This window comes from Bacteroides cellulosilyticus (genome assembly GCF_020091405.1).
Taxonomy (GTDB): Bacteria; Bacteroidota; Bacteroidia; order Bacteroidales; family Bacteroidaceae; genus Bacteroides.
On sequence record NZ_CP081903.1, the window covers coordinates 6363724 to 6380453 of the forward strand.

The following is a 16730-nucleotide window of genomic DNA, read 5'->3' on the forward strand; positions in this document are numbered from 1 at the left end:
TCAATTTGCTCTATTTTTGTGGGTGCAAATATAGGGCTTTGTATGGACTAACCCACTTTTTTTACCATAAAAAAAGAGAAACGGTAATAAAATAGCCAATTGATTTAACCATATTTAGCAATAAGAGGTTAAATACGAACATTCATAAAGGAATTAATATGGAAAAGAATGAACTGAAACCGGCAGGCGTTTTTCATTATTTCGATGAAATCTGCCAAGTGCCGCGTCCTTCGAAGAAGGAAGAGAAAATGATTGCTTATCTGAAAGCATTCAGTGAGAAACATAAGTTGGAAACACTGGTTGACGAAGCCGGAAACGTCCTCATCAAAAAGCCCGCTACACCGGGTATGGAGAACCGTAAGACCGTAGTACTGCAATCTCACATCGACATGGTGTGCGAAAAGAACAACGATGTGCAGCACGACTTCCTCACCGACCCGATAGAAACCGTAATTGAAGGGGAATGGCTGAAAGCCAAAGGTACAACGCTGGGAGCCGACAACGGTATCGGTGTAGCTACAGAACTGGCTATCCTCGCAGACGACAGCATTCAGCACGGACCTCTGGAATGTCTGTTTACGGTGGACGAAGAAACCGGACTGACAGGTGCCTTTGCCCTGAAAGAAGGTTTCATGAACGGTGATATTCTGTTGAACCTCGACTCGGAAGATGAAGGAGAACTCTTCATCGGCTGTGCAGGAGGTATCGACTCCGTTGCAGAGTTTACATATAAAGAGGTAGACGTACCTGCCGGATATTTCTGCTGCAAGGTGCAGGTAAAAGGATTGAAAGGCGGACACTCCGGTGGAGATATCCATCTGGGACTCGGTAATGCCAATAAGATATTGAACCGTTTCCTGAGTCAGACTTTCCAGAAGTATGATATGTACTTGTGTGAAATAGACGGTGGTAATCTGCGCAATGCCATTGCACGCGAAGCACACGCGGTTATTGCTATACCGGAAGATTACAAGCATGACCTGCGTGCCGATCTGAATATTTTTGCAGCGGAAGTACAAGCTGAGTATGCCGTAGTCGATCCGGGGTTGCAACTCATCTTAGAATCGGAAAACACCCGTGCGAAAGCCATCGACAAAGATACTACGAAGCGTCTGCTGCAAAGCCTCTACGCTTGTCCTCACGGAGTGTACGCTATGAGCCAGGACATTCCCGGACTGGTAGAAACGTCTACAAACCTTGCATCCGTCAAGATGAAGCCGGGCAACGTTATCCGCATCGAAACCAGCCAACGCAGTTCTACCGCTTCGTCTAAGCAAGATATAGCCAATATGGTACGTACCGTATTCGATATGGGAGGCGCCAAAGTTACTTTCGGTGAAGGCTATCCGGGCTGGAAACCTAATCCACACTCTGAAATACTGGAAATCGCCGTCGAGTCATACAAACGTTTATTCGGTGTAGATGCCAAGGTGAAAGCTATCCATGCCGGACTGGAATGCGGTCTGTTCCTCGATAAGTATCCGGCGCTGGATATGATTTCCTTTGGTCCTACTTTGCAGGGTGTGCACTCTCCCGATGAACGGATGCTGATTCCTACAGTAGATAAGTTCTGGAAACACCTGCTGGATATCCTGGCTAATGTTCCCGTAAAGAGATAACCCACATCCCTTATTCCTCTTATACGGATGGTTAAAGGGGAGTATGTAAAAGATGGCATCTTTTGATGTAAAAGATGCCATCTTTCGTAACATAAGATGCCACCTTTCGCTGCAAAAGATGGCATCTTTTGCATAATAGCCTATAGAGATGTAACTCCTTTCAATATACCATCGTCTCATCAAGGTAGTAAGATAAAAGCGAAAGATATAATAAAGCGAAAGAAATACCGTTATTTAGTAAAACCTACAGAACGTACGGTATGAAATCGAAAGCACTATACCTTATATATATATTCCCGGTACTTTTCCTGTTGTCCTTTGTCGCGTGCGACGACATGGATGATTATTCGTCCGACCCGAAGCATACACTTTGGTTCTCACAGGACACGCTGCGTATGGACACCGTACTCACCGGCATTCCCACTTCCACCCGCCAACTGAAAGTTTACAATCCACATAAGAAGGCATTGCTGATATCTTCCATTATTCTTGCCGATGCCGGCAAATCCGGTTTCCGTATCAATGTGGATGGCATTAGGGGAGATCAATTCTCCGACATAGAAATTGCAGGAGAAGACAGCCTCTACATTTTTGTAGAAGCGACTCTGCCTCAGCAGGACAATGCCGACATCAGGTTGATAAAAGACTCTATTCTCTTTCAACTGAATGGCATCCGGCAAGAAGTTAAGCTACGGGCGTATGCACAGGATGCTTTTACTTTCCGGGGGAAAGTAATCGAGAAAGATACATTGATAGCCTCCCGACGGCCGATATTGATTTATGACAGTATCAGCGTGGCTCCGGATGCGCACTTAACGCTGGCGGCAGGTACCCGCCTGTATTTCCACGGAAAGGCTGGAATGCAGGTGCACGGACGCTTATCTGTGACAGGCAGCCTATCCGCCCCGGTCGTTTTCCGTGGAGATCGCACCGACCGTATGTTCCCTTATCTTCCTTACGACCGATTACCGGGACAATGGGGCGGCATACGATTCTACAAGACCAGTTACGAGAATCATCTTGTTTATGCAGACATTCATGGAGGAAGTTTCGGTATTCGCTGTGACTCTTCGATGACAGACCGCAGGAAACTGACATTGGAGTCTTCTATCATACGGCAGGTATCAGGCAATGGACTGGAGTTGACATCATGCCAGGTGGTGGTAGGAAACAGCGAAATCAGTAATGCGGGAGAGAATTGCGTCAGTTTGTTAGGAGGAGATTATACATTCACTCACTGTACGCTGGCTAATTATTTCAGTTGGAACGTACGGAAAGGAACAGCATTGCAAATCCGGAATGAACAGGATGACATGGCCTATCCGCTTTCATCAGCCATATTCCGCAACTGTATCATTGCAGGTTCGGGCACGGATGAAGTCAACGGAGGACGCTCCAAGAATGAGGGTATAGCTTTCAATTATTACTTCTCACACTGCCTCATCAACTCGGTGAAAGAAGAGAATGACAAGATAGTCAATGTGATTTGGGAGAAAGACGATAACTTCTTGCTGATGGATAGCCGTACACAGGAATACAGCTTTAACCTCAATGAAAAGTCTAAAGCCACCAATTTAGGAAAGCAAGAAGATGCTATCGCTTATCCGACAGACAGAAATGGGAACTCCCGACTACAAGATACAGCACCGGATGCAGGATGTTATGAATCTATGATCCTGCCATCACACTAAAAACGGCTTTCAATGAACATTAAACAATATATCACCTTTTCATTTCTGTTCGCTCCTTTTTTCTTCCTCTACGGACAAACGAAGAGAGATACTCTCTCTTTTCGCGTCGTCAGCTATAACGTTGAAAACTTATTCGATTGCCGCCACGATACGCTAAAGAATGATTACGAGTTTCTACCCGACGCGATGCGCCACTGGAATTATACGAAATATAAGAAGAAACTGGATGCCATAGCCCGCACGATCACAGCCGTAGGTGGTTGGACTCCGCCTGCACTCGTAGCCCTTTGCGAAGTAGAAAACGACAGCGTATTGCGCGATCTGACCCAGCGTTCGGTTCTTAAGGAAGCCGGATACCGCTATGTAATGACCAACTCACCCGACCAGCGCGGAATTGATGTGGCACTGCTCTATCAGAGAGATCAGTTCAAATTGATTTCCCATCAGGGTATTCCCATACCTCACAGATCCGGCAAAAAGAAATTCCGCCCTACACGGGATATACTGCACGTCTGCGGAATGTTGCTGAACAGCGATACCCTGGACATCTTTGTTGTACATCTTCCATCCCGTTCAGGAGGTGCAAAGGAGAGTGAACCCTACCGTCTATTTGCTGCCGGACAGCTGAAAGCCGCGGTAGACAGTATCTATTCCCATCGGCATCATCCGCAAATTCTTATCATGGGAGACTTCAATGATTATCCCGATAATGCATCCGTCAACAAAATACTCTCAGCAGAAGCACCAGCCCAGAACGGTGACAGCCTGCAACCGCAAAAGCTCTATCACTTACTTGCCCGCAAGAGCGCAATTCGAAAGCACTTCGGCAGTTACAAATATCAGGGTGAATGGGGATTACTGGATCATATCATCGTGTCCGGCACTCTTCTTCAACCGGATGCGGATTTCTGCACCGGCGAGGATAAGGCTGATGTATTTCATTCTTCGTTCCTATTGACGGAAGATAAAAAGTATGGCGGTGTACAGCCATTCCGCACTTACTACGGGATGAAGTATCAAGGTGGTTACAGCGATCACCTCCCTGTATGGACGGATTTCCGGCTCATTTATTAATCCGAATACTGATACAGTTTCAAATCAAACTTCTGTACCATCACCAGCAAATGATCGAATATATCGGACTGAATACGTTCGTATTCTTTCCATACCTTATTTCGGGAAAAGAAGTAAACCTGAATGGGGACTCCATAAGTGGTCATTTCCTTCTGGCTGATAATCAAGTCCAAATCCTGGTTCACGACAGGAAGGCTGCAAAGATAACGTTCGATGTAAATACGGTAGAGTTGTGCATTGGTAGGTACCTCGCCTTCTGCCGGCTGATAGTCTGCCATCAAAGGAACTTCCTTACGGATGGTATCCAACATTTCGGGAGTGCAAAACTTCAGGGTCGTCATGTCCAGATAGATATTCTTATCCACACGCCGGCCGCCACTCTCCTGCATACCGCGCCAGTTCTGGAAAGAGCCGTTCACCAAGGTATAAGGCGGAATGGTAGAAATCGTGTTATCCCAGTTCTGTATCTTTACGGTGTTGAGGGTTATCTCTTTCACAATACCGTTGGCAGAGCCATTGGGTAAGGCAATCCAGTCGCCGATACGTAACATTTCATTGGCAGAGAGTTGCACTCCAGCCACAAAGCCCAGAATACTATCTTTGAATACCAACATTAATACTGCCGCCGAAGCACCCAGCCCGGCAAAGAGGGTTGCGGGAGATTTATCTATAAGAATAGAAATGGCAATGATAGCCGCCACAAAGAATAACAATACCTGCAATACCTGGACAAAGCCTTTCATCGGATGGTTCTTACTGGTGCCTTTCTGATTATGAAAATCCAGAAAGACGAGCAACAGCCCATTCAGCGCAAAGGCTAAAGCAGCCACTATATACACGGCACAGACTTTCTGCGACAACTCCAACAGTTCTACTCCGTGTACAAAGGTATGAGGCAACAGGAAGTAAATCAGAATTCCCGGTAAGGTATGTATCAGATGGGGAACCACTTTCCGCTTCATCAGCAAAGTATTCCAGCGATGGGGGGAACGATTGGTATAATGCTTCATTCCCCCTACGAATATTGCTTGAAACAGATAGTCCAGCCCTATAGCTACGGCAATGATTAATATGGCGATGATAGTTTCATCAAATGTATTCGCTATTTTAGGATCTACTCCCCAGCCTATAAGGATTTTATTCATCCACCCTCCTAATGTCGTCATATATTCCTCCGATCTTAATTGCTTATGGGAATAATAACAAATAAAGGGGAGCTGTTGTTTAATGAAACTTCTTTCCAGCTTCATCTCTTACTTTTCCGGCTTCAGCAAAATAGTCCCGGCATATCTGTCTGGAACAGATTACTTTCGTTCCCGGATTAAACAAAAAAAGTATGAACCGAAACGTAAAACTTATCAGTATTCTTAGCCTCGGACTAATGCTGGGGGCCTGTGGTGGTAATTCGTCTTCACAAGAAGAAACTATCATTGTAAAAACTGCTACAGCGAGTACCTACAGCAACGAAACAGTCAAAGAATTCCCCATTATCACCCAACCGTTCCGCACCACAGAGCTGTCCTTCCGCGTCAGCGGACCTATCGACCGGCTGGATGTCTATGCCGGAAACTATTACCGTCGCGGAGATATTATTGCAGAAATCGATCCACGGGACTACCGCATCCGGCGTGAACGTGCTGAGGCCGTCTATCGCCAGGCAAAGGCAGAGTATGAACGTATCAGTGCGCTTTATCAGAAAAACAATCTTTCCGCCAGTACTTACGAGAAGGCACGTGCGGAATATACTTCTGCCAAAGCTGCTTTCGACACAGCCGCCAATGAACTGGAAGATACCCGCCTTATAGCCCCCTTCAACGGATATGTAGGCGAAGTCTACGTAGAGAAATTCCAGGATGTCAAGGCCAGCCAGCCCGTATTGACATTTATCGATATAGACCAACTGAAAATAGAAGCTTATGTAACGCAAGATATAGCCTATCGTGTTCAACCAAGGCAGAATGTGCAATTAACGCTGGATGTACAGCCTGACACGGAGCTGGAAGCACAGATTGCAGAAGTATCCAAAGGAACCACACAAAACAATCTCTCTTATCTGGTAACGGCATTGTTACCCAATAAGGAAGCCCGGTTACTGGCAGGTATGTCCGGAAAGATACGTTTCGAAGAAGGTGCTTCGGAATTATCGGATAGTACTGCCACCGGCGGACATTTGATTTCTATTCCGCAAACAGCCTTGTGCAATCGCCCCACAATGGGAAGTTATGTATGGACGGTACATCCTGAAAGCGGGATAGTCAGCCAACGTAAAGTTAGTGTCAGCAAACTGCTGCCGCACGGCAATGCAGGCATCACTGCCGGACTGCAACCCGGTGAAATAGTGGCCACAAGCAGCCTGCGTTTCTTATCAGACGGAATGAAAGTAAAAATCCAATGAAACAGTAAGCATCATGAAACTAATCAAATATTTTCTGCAACGCCGCTCTGTCACTATTCTGCTGCTGGTACTGGTACTTGCCGGCGGGTTATTCTCGTACGTCAAGATGGGAAAGCTGGAGGATGCCCCTTTCACCATTAAACAAGCGTTGGTGTTGACTTCTTACCCCGGTGCATCTCCCTCGGAAGTACAAAGCCAGGTGACAGATGTATTGGAAGAAGCCATCCAGTCATTGGGCGAACTTTACTACCTGAAAACCGAGAACCGTGCCGGACTCTCCAAAATCACCGTATATGTAAAGAAAGAGACACGGGCTGACGAGATGCAGCAACTGTGGGATAAACTACGCCGTAAGGTAGGCGATGCACAGAGCAAGCTGCCCGCAGGAGCCGGACCTTCGGTTGTGAATGATGACTTCGGTGATGTGCTGGGCGTCTTCTACGGACTAACGAGTGAAGGGCGCAGCTACCGGGAACTGGAAGATCAGGCAAAACTTATCAAAAATGAATTGTTAAAGATAAAGGATGTCGCCCGTATCGAGATCTATGGAACGCAAACACCTACAATCGAGGTAGTGGTCAGCCCCGCAGTTATGTCCCGCAGCGGCATTACGACAGCGGATATAGCCAATGCGTTCAATGCCCAAAACAAGGTAGTGGATGCGGGTGGAATCACAGCAGGTACAGGACGTATCCGAATCGAATCCACCGGTAACTTCTATTCTCTGGACGAGATACGAAAACTCACCATCGTTTCACGTAGTGGAGAACACTTCCGACTGGGAGATATTGCCGACATCAACGAAAGTTACCAAACGCCTGCCAGTAACCTGATGCGCATAGACGGAAAGCCGGCTGTAGGTATTGCCATTTCTACCGTGCCCACCGGTAATGTGGTAGATATGGCTGAAGCTATCGAAGCACGCATCGAAGAACTGAAAACCGATATGCCGGAAGGTTTCGTTCTCGCCCCTATCTACGACCAGGGCCATGAGTCCGCCATTGCCAACCAAGGCTTTATCATCAACCTGATAGTTTCCGTAATTACCGTAGTGGCTATCCTGCTTTTCTTCATCGGTTTCAAAAATGGCTTACTGGTAGGTAGCGGATTGGTATTCTCCATATTTGCCACACTGATTGTGATGCTGGCGGGAGGAATTGCTTTGCAGCGCATGTCATTGGCTGCCATTATCATTGCCATGGGAATGCTGGTAGATAATGCCATTGTAGTATCCGACTCTGCACTGGTAAATATGCAACGGGGGATGCGGAAACGGGTATCCATCATGAAAGCATGTTCCGGAACCGCCCTCCCCTTATTGGCTGCCACGGTCATAGCGATACTGACCTTCCTGCCTATCTATTATTCACCACATATCACAGGAGAATTACTGTCCTCCCTGGTTATTGTCATCGGTGTATCGCTCATGTTCAGCTGGGTATTTGCACTGACACAAACCCCGTTCTTCATTCAAGAATTCGTACGCCGCCCGCGCCCTTCGGAATTGCGCGGAACCCTATTTTCCGGCAAGGCTTACGACCGCTTCCGAAGCGCATTACGTTTCGTAATTCGCCATCGTTATGCCACAGTGGGGTTGATGGTTGTATTGCTTGTTGTTTCCGCCTGGAGTTTCAAGTTCATCCCGAAAGTTTTTGTACCTGCTCTGGAGAAACCCTACTTCACGTTGGATGTATGGCTGCCCGAAGGAACCGATATCGCTGAAACAGACCGCATGGCCTCAGAAATGGCTGACTATATCCGCAACCAGGAAGAAACAGAAATGATTTCAACTTATGTAGGACGTACACCACCCAGATATTATCTGTCTAATGTATCTTTCGGCCCGCAACCCAACTATGCACAGTTATTGGTAAAAGCGCGTTCCTCCAAAGAAACCAAAGCGTTGCGCACCAGACTACAAGACTCTATCCGTACACTTTTCCCGGGTCCACTCATCAAAGTGAACAAATTCGAACTGAGCCCGCTAACGGAAGCTGTTATCGAAGCACGTTTCCTGGGTCCCGATCCTGCCGTACTCGATTCACTGGCAGGCATGGCCATCGAGGTTATGCGCCGCAACCCGAAAGTAGCGGATGCCCGCAACGAATGGGGTAACATGACACCTATTATCCGCCCGGTTTATGATCCGGTAAAAGCCGGTGCACTGGGAATCACAAAGTCTGCAATGATGGAGTCGGTCAAATCCATCAATGACGGACTTACCGTGGGAGTCTATCGTGATAATGAGAAAAAGGTTCCCGTACAACTAAAATCCGCAGGTACTGATATCACAGATGCACAGGGACTGGGAAACTTTTCTGTATGGAACGGACAGAATTCCGCTCCATTATCACAAGTCACCGAAGATATTGGGGTAGGCTGGGAATGGCCACAGATGCGTACTTATAACCGACAACTGTCCATGGCCGCCATGTGTGGGGTAAAAGCCGGACACACTATGGCAGAAGTACATGGTGAAATCCGCCGGGAAATAGAATCCATTCAACTTCCCGAAGGATACACCTTCTTCTGGGATGCCCAATATAAGGATCAGCGCGAAGCCATGCAAGCCATAGCAAAATTCTTCCCGTTGGCATTTCTGGCACTAGTAGTCATACTTGTAGCCCTGTTCGGTAACTTCCGCGATCCGTTAATCATCCTGTGTGTACTGCCGCTATCTCTCATCGGTGTTGCCGTAGGCATGCTGATGACCGGTTTCGAATTCGGTTTCTTTCCTATTGCCGGTTGGCTGGGATTACTGGGAATGATTATTAAAAATGTGATTGTACTGCTGGATGAGATACAGGTGCAACGCCGGGCGGAAGTACCGGTCTATACTGCCATTATCGAATCTACCGTGTCGCGTACCCGGCCTGTACTGATGGCTGCCACCACCACTATTCTGGGTATGGTTCCTCTATTGTTCGACGTGGCCTTCGGTGGTATGGCGGCCACTATTATCTTCGGATTGACGTTCGCAACGTTACTGACTCTGTTCGTCACTCCGGCACTCTATTCATTGTTTTATAAAGTAAAAGAGAAATAGATTATGAAGAAAATATATATCCTTTTTATTCTATCGTTGTGTGATCCGTTCGCTTTTGGCCAGCAAAGTGCGATGCTGGAGAAGTACAGGTCGATGGCTCTTGAATATAGCCACGACCTGAAAGCGGCGGAGAAAAATCTGGCTGCCAGCATTGAACTGGAGAAATCCGCCCGTGCAGACTTGAAACCCAAACTCTCCGGTGATGCCAACTTTCAGTATACCGGAAATCCCCTAGAGATTAATCTGAACCTCCCCGGTATGGATAACCCGTTACAGATACAAGGACGTGATACCAAATACGGTGCTTCCCTTACCTTATTACAACCTATATATACAGGCGGGCGCTTACTTGAAAGTATCCGCATGGCACAACATCAGCACGCTCTTGCTTCACACCAGAAAGAACAACTTTTATCCGAAGTCTGTTTTCAAACGGATATTCAATACTGGAATACCGTTGCCCGCCAGGAAATAGTGGACATCGTTGCAGATTACCGGAATTCTATAGCTGCGCTGGCTCAAACAATCCGTGAACGGGTGGAGGTCTCACTCGTCAATCCCCAGGATTTGCTAATGGCCGAGGTGAAATTAAACGATGCCGAATTTCAGTTACTCCAGGCACAAAAGAACTTCGATACCGGACTTATGGCCTTCAATTCCCTGATCGGATTACCTCTGGAAGAACCTACCCCTATAGATACAATCATTCCACAAGTGGATATTCCGGACAGTTCACGACTGGCACTCGCTATCCCACGCCCTGAAATTAAGATAGCGCATGACCAGATTAAGATGGCAGAAAGTTCATTAAAGTTGAATGACTCAAAATATAAGCCTCAACTATACGTAGGAGTAGACGGAAGTTATTCTTCTCCGGGCTACGACCTGCGTGCCGATCCGGACCCTAACTATGCTATATATGCCAAAGTCAGTGTCCCTCTGTTCGAATGGGGAAAACGACGCAATGAGAAGCGGGCTTCCAACCAAAAGATCGGTATGGCGAAAGACAATCTGAATCTGATTCAGGATAAAGTCAACCTGGAAATACAAACGGCCCGCCTCTCTTTGTCACAAGCATTGGACCAGGTACAACTAAGCCGGCAATCGCTGGAAAAAGCCCACGAGAATGAACGTCAGGCCATGGAACGCTACAATGAAGGTGAAATATCCATTGTAGAGGTAATAGAGGCGCAGACTTACCGGCAAAATGCTGAAATAAATCATGTACAGGCCAAAGCTTCCGCACAAGGACAGTACTCGGCATTAATAAAAGCATCGAACCAATATAAATGATAAGTGGAAATTCGTAACTTTGCCCTTATGAAGTGGAACACTCTTTTATACAGCCTACTCTTTTCAGGATTGGGAGTTTTCTCATTCCTGTTGCTGGCTAATTATACCAACCTTACTCCGCAGGTTACGGATATCATCCACACTCCCGGTGCATTTGTTTTTGTCGTTGCCACTTTCAACATATTGGGATATTGTACTCTCCGCATCAGTTCGTGGATGAACCGTTTATACTCCAACAATTTGCGTTGGAAGTGGAAGTTTTTAGCGGTATATATAGGTGTTATGCTATTGTTTCTGTTGCTGAACTACGGTCTGTTAGTGGCTGCCAAACTGATGGGCAGAGCGGAAAACCCATTTACTTTCCAGATAGGAGGAGTACGTATTCTATTAGTAGTGTGGTTAGTGGAACTTGTAATTCTGGGATTATTGCTTGCCAACCGTTCCATTAAAAATGCCCTCCGGCTGCAACAAAAAGCAACACTACTACAGAAAGAGAATAATGCAGCCCGATATACTGCCCTTCAAAATCAGCTGAACCCTCACTTTCTTTTCAATAGTCTGAATACGCTGATAGCTGAGATAGAATATAATCCGTCAAATGCCATACGCTTCACCCGGAATCTCTCTGATGTATATCGCTATGTACTTCAATCGCAGGATAGAACCCTGATTACATTAAGTGAAGAATTAGAGTTCATTCAATCCTACCTTTTCCTGCACGAAGTCAGGTTAGGCAACTGCATCACCTGCAACATCACGATACCAACCGAAGCTATGGATTACCAGCTTCCCCCGCTAACCCTGCAACTATTAGTGGAGAATGTCATTAAACACAACTCCATTAACAGCAATAAACCGATGGAGATCACGATACAAATTGCCGGTCACTTTCTGGTTGTCAGTAATCCGATACATGCCAAAAAGAGCGATACCACTTCAGGTGTAGGACTACAGAATCTATCAAACCGTTGCAAGCTAATGATAGGTACCGATATTATTATCAATAATGAGAATCATATATTCACTGTAAAAGTTCCCTTAATCTATGAGTAAACTAACTGCTGCCATTATAGAAGACGAAGTACCCGCTGCCCGCCTCCTATCTTCCATCATCACACGTCTGCGTCCCGACTGGGAGGTTACCGTACTACCCGGAAGTGTGGAAGAAGCCATTGTTTGGTTCAGGACACATTCTCATCCGGATATTCTGTTTCTGGACATTCAGTTATCGGACGGTAATTCATTCGACTTCCTATCTGCCGCACAACCTTCTTCATTGATTATTTTCACAACAGCCTATGATCAATATGCCATTCGTGCCTTCACCGTGAACAGCGTAGACTATATACTGAAACCGGTAGATGAGAAACGTTTGCTGGATGCTATCGTAAAGTACGAAACTCTGAAAGGGAAAGATTATAAACAAGATAATTACATAGGGGATTTAATTCAGAGTCTGCAAAAACAGGAAAAAAACTATCGCACCCGCTTTCTTATTGCCGGAGTGGATAAATTCTGGGCTTTGCAAGTCAGTGACATTGCCTATTTCTATTCAGAAAATAAAATCACCTTTGCCGTCACAAAAAGCGGACAGGAGCATATCATAGACCTGTCTCTCACCCGACTTGAAGAGCAACTGGATCCCAGACGTTTTTTCCGCGCCAATCGCCAGGTAATAGTCTGCATTGATGCCATTGTGCATGCCGCACCTTATTTTAACGGGAGAATAATACTTCACGTAAAACCAGTTCATAAGGATAAGATAACCGTCAGCGAAGAAAAAGTATCCTCTTTCAAGATGTGGCTGAACTTTTAATATCCAAAGTAGTAACAAGTAACCTATTATCTTTCGCGCCACTTCATCTGTTTTATAACCGGATAAAGTGGCGCGAAATAATATATTATAATTCTAATATCCTTCGTTTTGCGACATACTTGGATTCACATGCAACTCGCGCATGGGAACAGGAAACACCTGTCTCCAAACAGGTATATTCAAAATATCCACTGCAATATTATTACGCTTCAGGAAAGCAAAATAAGTACCTGTCCCTCTTAATTCCGATTGCCATACATTCGCCAAACGATGAATGAACTCATCAGAAGTACGAGTGGTAAAAACTGAAGAAGACAGCGATACATTTGAGGGATAAGCCGGAGATCCTATATTAGCTGTCATCACCTGATTCAAATAATTCTCAGCCTGCGCAGAATTTCCTAAACGAGACTCACATTCAGCCAAACTAAGCAGTACTTCTGTATAGCTAAAGCAAATATCCGATACCTGTTCAAACTGGACATTCCGATTCGTATCGGAAGCGGGTAATTGATAGATTAAATCTCCCAATTGATATCTGCCACTGTCTACAATTCCAGTCAGCATAGATTTAGCCTCAGTTATTTTCCCCTGTTCCATATAAATACGGGCCAATAATAAAGAAGGAAAGTCACGGGAAGGGAAGAAAAAATCATTCATCACCGACTGTCCATTTATCTCTCCCGGCAAGCGTTCACGTAAGAACAGCAATGGTTCTACAAAAAGCTTTAATACTTCAGCCTGTGATATTGCAGGCATACTTGTTATTATTCCTGATGGATACTCAGGAAAATATACAGCTTTTCCCCATAAATTAACTTTCTCATAAAATAATATAAAACGCTGCATATCCAGCAATTTCGTTATAGTTATACTATCCGAAGAAGTCAACTCTTCCTTGCTCGAACGTGGTATTTGCTGATTCATGAATAGAATCATATTTACAGCACTATAAAAGGAGCTCCATGCATTTTCTACCTCTCTATTATTTGAGTTCAATGTATGATTTATAAAATCGAAATGCCATTCATAACCTTGTTCCTTTTCTGACTGCCGGGAATAGAGTTCCTCTTGCGTATACATTTGTTGCAAAACCAAATAAGAATTCTTATAAAGCCCTGCAAATGTTTGTTCGCCGTATTGAGTCAGACACAAACGTACTACCTTTGTCGGATCAGTTTCTTGCTTGATTATCAGTTTCGCTTCTTTGTTCTCATGCTCTCCATAAATGGTGATTGTAGCAGAACTTGCTTCCGCACTAACTGCCGGTTCTACCTTTATTTCCAGATACTGGCCATCGTCAGATAAGGTTGCCTGATAAGGAATCCGAGGTTTGTTTTCATACATAAACAAAGGCTCCTTGAAGTAAGTATCTACAGAAACATCATAAATAGGGTCATTCTCCTTGCCTTCCGGCCACAAAAGACTCCACTCCGTCATCTTCACAGGTACATTGGCATCTACTTTAATACGATAGGTTCCACCCGCCATCGGTACATCCAGCCTTGTCTGTTCTAATTTCACGGATGTAGGTTTTCCTGCTTGCCAGATTTTCAAAGTATCACATTCCTGACCATTTTTGCTCTTTATCAAGACCCTTCCCCGACGAGGAGCGAATCCGTCATTCCTGGCTGCTTTCAGATAGATTTTGCGAAGTTGCAAGCCGCGAGCCGCCGCACTTTCCGTAATCCACTGGCAGGTATCCGCAGGATGTATTTCTACATCGACATTGGCATTTACATCTATACCTATAATCGTATCATTAGGGGTTTTCAATTCGATATTCTTATTATCAATCACTACTGCATCTTTCTGCGCTTGTATCACAGTCAGTGTATCAGCAATCGAAGTATTATCTTTGTTATAGAAAATAATTTTGGCGCGGCGGCTCTCATTCGCCTCATTGGGACTGATTGTATAATAAATGGTGTGACTGGACATTCCCCGACTCATTGTAGCTTCTTTAATCCAACTCACATCCGGCATGGTTATGCCATACTCACAATTACTACGTAACTCTACCTTAATCGTCTCTCCCCTGTCGCCGACAGGATATTCATTCTCATTCAACAATATCACATCACCTCCATACTGATAAACTTTTACGGTTTCGGTCAAAGTACCATCAGTGATATATATTTCTCCTTCACGCTTCTCTCTTTCCCCATTCATCTCTATCTTGAAGCTGATAGTAGAGGCCTTCAATCCGCGAGTAATAGTAGAAGCTGCAGGCTTTATCCAACTCTGACAATCATCTGCAATAACAGCTTTATACTCCACATTGGCTTCCACTTCCACATTAATTGTTCCGCCTTCCTGCTTCACCTCCCTACGCTCACTTGATATTAGCAAAGCATTTTTCTGCTTTTGCGCAACCATCAATGTTTTCTTGGTCTTACCGGCATTAATGGTAATAGCAACGCTACGTTCATCATAACTATCATTATCCTCAACACTGATAGAAATATCCGCCTTCCCGGGACCTCCACTGGTGGGGTAAACCTGATACCACTTTTCACCATTCCGAGTAGTTGCAGTGGTTATGTTCCAGTTTTCTGTAGCCGTAAACTCCAAAGACTGAGTACCCGCAGCTGTTGTAAAATTCACACCTTTCTCAAACAGGGTTTCCGTTTCAGGTGGCAAGGTAATTGTAGTTTCATCTTCTACTTTATCATCACTACAAGCAACTAATAACATCAGGCACGCAATTAGATGCCATGTGTTTTTCATAAACAATTTTACTTTCATATATGATTGTTTCATTAATAATCAAGATTTCAAGGTTTTATTCTTCATTTTTCCTCCTCACCTGATTCCCTCCAATACGGAGGACAAAGATATAAAGACTTCCATAAAAGAAGATTAAAAGAGGCAGAAAATATACTTTGAAAGCCATTTATTCATCTATTGCATAGCTTTCTCCTGTTTCATAGCCTGATAGAGTTGCACGAAGTACCTGTATCATATCCTGTCGGAATGATTCCGGTGAAAGTATCGTCAATTTATCCCGATGCCAAAGTAGGTACGTATTCTGACTACCTTATCGCCCATTGCAGTCATTAAAGGATAATATATACCCTTTCTTCATCAACGATTCTATCTTCACTGAAGGATCATTGCGAAGCGCCTTACGCAAATAAGTAATTTGCACATTCAGCGCCAAAGAGTTTGCATAAGAGGCACTGCTCCAAACTGTATTCAACAGCAAGTCACGGTCTACAGCCAAGTTGAGATTCTTCGCCAACAAGCGGAGAATCTCTGCCTGACGGGAGGTAATAAGAACCTTATTATTTCCCGTTCGTATTTCATTGGTACTGTAATTGAAGACAGAGTGACCAAAACGGTAAGTTTCTTCCTCCACCGTATCGGAAAGTTGGGAAGTAAAACGTTCATGGATACGGGCTATAAGTTCTTCCGGATAAAACGGCTTGGCAAGATAATCGTTCGCACGAAGCTGGAAACCTTGCAGGCGGTCGGCCTTATCGCTACGGTCGGAAAGGAAGAAGATTAGGACATGTTTATCCGTCTCACGGATGCGTTCGGCCACTTCAAAGCCATTGTAACCGGGCATATTGATATCGAGCAATACCAAATCGGGCTTTACAAGCGGAAACTGTTCCAGAGCAATCGTACCGTTTCCGGCATAAGTCACTTCATAGCCTTCCTTCTCAAGAAAGCGTTTCAGCAACATCGAGTACTTCAAATCATCATCGGCAAAAAGTATTTTCAAGGCTTTCATATAGTTGAATGTTTTTTCAAAGACAAGCAACTCGTTACTTGTAACTCGTAGCTTGTA

General features: G+C 45.0%; 11 protein-coding genes. 8 read left to right on the plus strand and 3 right to left on the minus strand.

Going from position 1 to position 16730, the window contains the following annotated elements:
* The first annotated feature begins 158 nt into the window (after positions 1-158).
* The 3 genes from K6V21_RS24430 to K6V21_RS24440 all read left to right on the plus strand — a co-directional run bounded on the left by K6V21_RS24430 (position 159) and on the right by K6V21_RS24440 (position 4384).
* The gene (locus K6V21_RS24430; protein ID WP_224320184.1) at positions 159-1619 is read left to right on the plus strand and encodes an aminoacyl-histidine dipeptidase; all 1461 of its coding nucleotides are present in this window, start codon (positions 159-161) and stop codon (positions 1617-1619) included.
* A gap of 260 nt (positions 1620-1879) precedes the next feature.
* Positions 1880-3310: a hypothetical protein gene (locus K6V21_RS24435; RefSeq protein WP_224320185.1), complete on the plus strand. Its 1431-nt coding sequence runs from the start codon at positions 1880-1882 to the stop codon at positions 3308-3310.
* Positions 3311-3322: 12 nt separating this feature from the next.
* Positions 3323-4384, plus strand: coding sequence for an endonuclease/exonuclease/phosphatase family protein (locus K6V21_RS24440; RefSeq protein ID WP_224320186.1), 1062 nt, complete (start codon positions 3323-3325; stop codon positions 4382-4384).
* On the opposite strand, the gene K6V21_RS24445 is transcribed toward K6V21_RS24440, so the two are convergent.
* A complete protein-coding gene (locus tag K6V21_RS24445) occupies positions 4381-5550 on the minus strand; it encodes a mechanosensitive ion channel family protein (RefSeq protein WP_224320187.1) in 1170 nt (389 codons plus the stop codon). The genes K6V21_RS24440 and K6V21_RS24445 overlap by 4 nt on opposite strands.
* 170 nt (positions 5551-5720) lie before the next feature.
* Here K6V21_RS24445 and K6V21_RS24450 point away from each other — a divergent pair, with 170 nt between their 5' ends.
* Genes K6V21_RS24450 through K6V21_RS24470 form a run of 5 tightly spaced genes read left to right on the plus strand, consistent with a single transcriptional unit; the run spans position 5721 to position 12934 of the window.
* Complete coding sequence (locus tag K6V21_RS24450) at positions 5721-6779, plus strand: efflux RND transporter periplasmic adaptor subunit (protein WP_224320188.1); 1059 nt, start codon at positions 5721-5723, stop codon at positions 6777-6779.
* A 13-nt stretch (positions 6780-6792) separates the two neighbouring features.
* A complete protein-coding gene (locus K6V21_RS24455; RefSeq protein WP_224320189.1) occupies positions 6793-9825 on the plus strand; it encodes an efflux RND transporter permease subunit in 3033 nt (1010 codons plus the stop codon).
* A gap of 3 nt (positions 9826-9828) precedes the next feature.
* Positions 9829-11118 (plus strand): TolC family protein, encoded by a 1290-nt coding sequence (locus K6V21_RS24460; RefSeq protein WP_224320190.1) that lies wholly within the window; start codon positions 9829-9831, stop codon positions 11116-11118.
* Between the two features lie 27 nt (positions 11119-11145).
* Entirely contained in the window at positions 11146-12171 is a 1026-nt protein-coding gene (locus K6V21_RS24465; protein ID WP_224320191.1) for a sensor histidine kinase, read from the plus strand.
* Positions 12164-12934 (plus strand): LytR/AlgR family response regulator transcription factor, encoded by a 771-nt coding sequence (locus K6V21_RS24470; RefSeq protein WP_224320192.1) that lies wholly within the window; start codon positions 12164-12166, stop codon positions 12932-12934. The genes K6V21_RS24465 and K6V21_RS24470 overlap by 8 nt, the downstream gene beginning before the upstream one ends.
* 93 nt (positions 12935-13027) lie before the next feature.
* Here the strand turns inward: K6V21_RS24470 and K6V21_RS24475 are convergent, their stop codons facing one another.
* Positions 13028-15664, minus strand: a complete 2637-nt coding sequence (locus tag K6V21_RS24475; RefSeq protein ID WP_224320193.1) for a BACON domain-containing protein — start codon at positions 15662-15664, stop codon at positions 13028-13030.
* A gap of 310 nt (positions 15665-15974) precedes the next feature.
* On the minus strand, positions 15975-16673 hold the full coding sequence (locus K6V21_RS24480) for a response regulator transcription factor (RefSeq protein WP_118404072.1): 699 nt from the start codon (positions 16671-16673) through the stop codon (positions 15975-15977).
* Between the last annotated feature and the right edge of the window lie 57 nt (positions 16674-16730).

Excerpts from the sequence above, each read along its gene's own strand:
- K6V21_RS24470 (WP_224320192.1), top strand. The coding sequence starts at position 12,164 with ATGAGTAAACTAACTGCTGCCATTATAGAAGACGAAGTACCCGCTGCC.
- K6V21_RS24455 (WP_224320189.1), top strand. The coding sequence starts at position 6,793 with ATGAAACTAATCAAATATTTTCTGCAACGCCGCTCTGTCACTATTCTG.
- K6V21_RS24460 (WP_224320190.1), top strand. The coding sequence starts at position 9,829 with ATGAAGAAAATATATATCCTTTTTATTCTATCGTTGTGTGATCCGTTC.
- K6V21_RS24450 (WP_224320188.1), top strand. The coding sequence starts at position 5,721 with ATGAACCGAAACGTAAAACTTATCAGTATTCTTAGCCTCGGACTAATG.
- K6V21_RS24435 (WP_224320185.1), top strand. The coding sequence starts at position 1,880 with ATGAAATCGAAAGCACTATACCTTATATATATATTCCCGGTACTTTTC.
- K6V21_RS24475 (WP_224320193.1), bottom strand. The coding sequence starts at position 15,664 with ATGAAAAACACATGGCATCTAATTGCGTGCCTGATGTTATTAGTTGCT.
- K6V21_RS24465 (WP_224320191.1), top strand. The coding sequence starts at position 11,146 with ATGAAGTGGAACACTCTTTTATACAGCCTACTCTTTTCAGGATTGGGA.
- K6V21_RS24445 (WP_224320187.1), bottom strand. The coding sequence starts at position 5,550 with ATGACGACATTAGGAGGGTGGATGAATAAAATCCTTATAGGCTGGGGA.
- K6V21_RS24440 (WP_224320186.1), top strand. The coding sequence starts at position 3,323 with ATGAACATTAAACAATATATCACCTTTTCATTTCTGTTCGCTCCTTTT.
- K6V21_RS24480 (WP_118404072.1), bottom strand. The coding sequence starts at position 16,673 with ATGAAAGCCTTGAAAATACTTTTTGCCGATGATGATTTGAAGTACTCG.
- K6V21_RS24430 (WP_224320184.1), top strand. The coding sequence starts at position 159 with ATGGAAAAGAATGAACTGAAACCGGCAGGCGTTTTTCATTATTTCGAT.